Below are 2,785 nucleotides of genomic sequence, written 5' to 3' on the forward strand. Positions count from 1 at the left end.
TTCTTATCAAATAAACAACTACGGAATTAATTTAGAATGTTTTTTCCATCGCGATTGCTTTGGGAAAAAGAATGTTATTTTCTAAGTGAATGTGCTTGTGCAGATCGTTCTGGAAGTCTTCCAGCATTCTGTACGTTACCTGGTAAGTTCCACAGGCATCATCTGGAAACTCATAATTATTGGTAAGTTCAGCAATTTTCACGAAACGTTCGCCTTCAGCTTCATGCTCGTGCTTCATCATGGCAACAGGATTTTCTACTGTTCCGAAACGAGGCGCCGGCAATGCTTCGCCATTTTTCTTAGCTTCTACCATCTGCTTGATGAACGGGAAAAGAATGAGTTCTTCTTTTTTCATGTGTGCTGCCAAATCCTGGGCACTGCCTATAAAAAGTTCGTTAATTTCAAAAAGTTCAGGATGTCTTTCACCGTGTACTTTGCAAAGTTTATTCAAATAAGGAATCAGCATTGCAGATTTTTCTTCCACGTAACGGTGGTGGGTTTTCTCAACATAATCTGCCAATAAATCCAGTGGCCACGAATTGAAATCGATATCTTCAGATTTTCTGTTGGCTACTTCTTCCAGTTCTCTATAAATTTCTTCCGGACTTACTTTTTTGTTATCACAAGCCTCTTCTACCGTTCTTCCGCCTTTGCAGCAGAAATCGATATTGTATTTTTTAAAAACTTCTGCAGTTCTGAAATTTTCTGCAACGAAGTCGCCGATTGTTTTTTCTTGAGTAAGCATTTACTTTTGGTTTTAAATTATAGTACAAATTTATAAAATATTTTTAATTCGGACAAATTTATCCTAATTAATTTTAAAAGTAATTTATTGTTGAGTTTTCTAAAATTTGAAAACTGAAATATGAATTTTATTTCAGCCAGGCGAGACCGCTTTCGGTTTTAAGTCCTAAGTCGTAGAGGGAATGTTTCTGCGTCATTTCGAGAAGTTTTTCGCGCACTACTTTAAAATCATCGTGCACAGGACAAGGATTTTCTGCTGAACATTTCTGAAGTCCCAAACCACACTGGGTGAAAAGTCCGTCTCCATCAAAAATTCTTACCAAATGAAAAATTGTAATTTCTTTTTGTTTAGTTTTATCAAAAACAAATCCTCCCTGCTGACCACGCACCGATTCCAAAATATTTTCTCTGCACAGTTGCTGAAGAATTTTAGCGGTAAAGGCTACGGGAGCATCAATCGATTGGGATACTTCTTTCACATTCACTCTTTTTTGCTGCAGACTTTGCCGGGCAATGTAAATGGAAGCTTTAATGGCGTATTCGCAGGCTTTTGAAAACATAAATGTTATTTAAAGAATTGCCACTTCGGAATGAATGCGAGTAAACCAACCGATATAAAAATAAACAGATTGGTAACATCGGTATACAAAAAGGTCGAAAGATAAAAATTATGAAGAAAGAAATGCAGCACCACCGCCGCCGGGAACATATAGACTCCAATTTTTCTGTAGAAAAAGATGAGGATTAGCCCAATAATCATCAGCAAATCGATAAGGAAAATAAGGATGAAGTAAAATCCGGGAATATTGAGGTCGTTCTGCTGAACATATTCGTCGGAATCGATCCCAATTCCCATCAGCGTGAAGAGCAGCAAAGCCGCAAGTGATAAAATAAATCCTAAATCTTTTTTCGGACTTTCGTTAGAAAATTCTTCGTTCATAGGGTAAAATTAAAAAAACTTTTGAAAGAATTCAAAAGTTTTCATTTATTACTAAAGATTCAGTTCAGTTAGATAGAAACTGCGTCGATTAATCTGTTTTTATCAGAAAGATATTCCTGCATTGAGATCATACTTTCAGTTCTCATTACATCCTGAATGTCATCAATCTGGTAAATGATTCTTTTAGCATCTTCTGTATTTTTGGCTTTTACTTTACAGAAAATATTGTATTTACCGGAAATTACACTTGCCTCGATAACGTTCGGGATGGTCGAAAGTTCTTTCAAAACTTCCTGGGTTCTGTTTGATTTGGTGAGCAGAATTCCGATGAAGGCTGTGAAATGATAATCGAGTTTACCGTAATCGATATTAAGGGAAGAGCCTAAGATAATCCCGGCATCTTCCATCTTTTTAACTCTTACGTGAATGGTTCCTGCAGAAACTTCCATTTGTTTAGCGATTTCTGTAAAGGGCATTCTGGTGTTTTCTACTAAAAAATCCAAGATTTTTTTATCTATTTCGTCGAGTTGATAGTTCATTTTATATATGTATTGTATAATTGATAATTGTTTGCAAATATTTTTGCAAATTTACAAAAAAATATTAAAATGAAAAAATTTAGATAAATATTAACAGGTTTTAACGCAATCTTTAGTATTTAAGTGATTATCCTTATTTAATTGTATCATTTATAATTGAATCTCTTTTAGATTCTGACTGTTTAGGATTATTATTTTTGTCTTTTTTCTTCCTTTTGAAGATGGTATTAAAACTTTTACTATAAACTACACCTACTCCGTAGCTTTGGTTGGCACTTGCATTTCCGGCTCCAGCACCGTTCAATCCGATATTTGTCGGTTTACTGTAAGCTCGCAACAATCTTGTACCGTCGTTTTTCTTAGACCAATCGTATTCTACAATCCCTTCACCCGAAAGATAATCGGTATTCGCGTTATCTGATCTGGAAATTGGGATTCCTAACCCTGTTTTTACCGTTACTCTCGGCGAAAGCGCAATACTCACACTTGCATTTGCACGGTCGCCACTGTTGGAGTTTGCATCGCCTTTCAGGTAATTTAAATCGACCTGAAATTCGTTACT

5 protein-coding genes are annotated in these 2,785 nt (G+C 35.7%); all 5 read right to left on the reverse strand.

What is annotated here, in order from left to right:
• Nucleotides 1-31: 31 nt before the first annotated feature.
• Nucleotides 32-745 (reverse strand): iron-sulfur cluster repair di-iron protein, encoded by a 714-nt coding sequence (ric, locus tag V5N63_RS09500; protein ID WP_332019992.1) that lies wholly within the window; start codon nt 743-745, stop codon nt 32-34.
• Nucleotides 746-872: 127 nt separating this feature from the next.
• Nucleotides 873-1,304, reverse strand: coding sequence for an RrF2 family transcriptional regulator (locus V5N63_RS09505; RefSeq protein ID WP_088467813.1), 432 nt, complete (start codon nt 1,302-1,304; stop codon nt 873-875).
• 5 nt (nt 1,305-1,309) lie between these two features.
• Nucleotides 1,310-1,684 carry a hypothetical protein gene (locus V5N63_RS09510; protein WP_332020534.1) on the reverse strand — a complete coding sequence of 125 codons (375 nt, stop codon included), beginning with the start codon at nt 1,682-1,684 and terminating at the stop codon, nt 1,310-1,312.
• 68 nt (nt 1,685-1,752) lie between these two features.
• A complete protein-coding gene (locus tag V5N63_RS09515; protein ID WP_088467815.1) occupies nt 1,753-2,223 on the reverse strand; it encodes an Lrp/AsnC family transcriptional regulator in 471 nt (156 codons plus the stop codon).
• A gap of 133 nt (nt 2,224-2,356) precedes the next feature.
• On the reverse strand, nt 2,357-2,785 hold a 429-nt coding region (locus tag V5N63_RS09520), incomplete at its 5' end, for a hypothetical protein (RefSeq protein WP_332033757.1).

It is taken from the genome of Kaistella sp., from assembly GCF_032060305.1.
Classification (GTDB): Bacteria; Bacteroidota; Bacteroidia; order Flavobacteriales; family Weeksellaceae; genus Kaistella; species Kaistella yananensis.

Bases quoted from the DNA above. Each gene is read 5' to 3' on its own strand.
- ric (WP_332019992.1), bottom strand. From the start codon at position 745: ATGCTTACTCAAGAAAAAACAATCGGCGACTTCGTTGCAGAAAATTTC.
- V5N63_RS09505 (WP_088467813.1), bottom strand. From the start codon at position 1,304: ATGTTTTCAAAAGCCTGCGAATACGCCATTAAAGCTTCCATTTACATT.
- V5N63_RS09510 (WP_332020534.1), bottom strand. From the start codon at position 1,684: ATGAACGAAGAATTTTCTAACGAAAGTCCGAAAAAAGATTTAGGATTT.
- V5N63_RS09515 (WP_088467815.1), bottom strand. From the start codon at position 2,223: ATGAACTATCAACTCGACGAAATAGATAAAAAAATCTTGGATTTTTTA.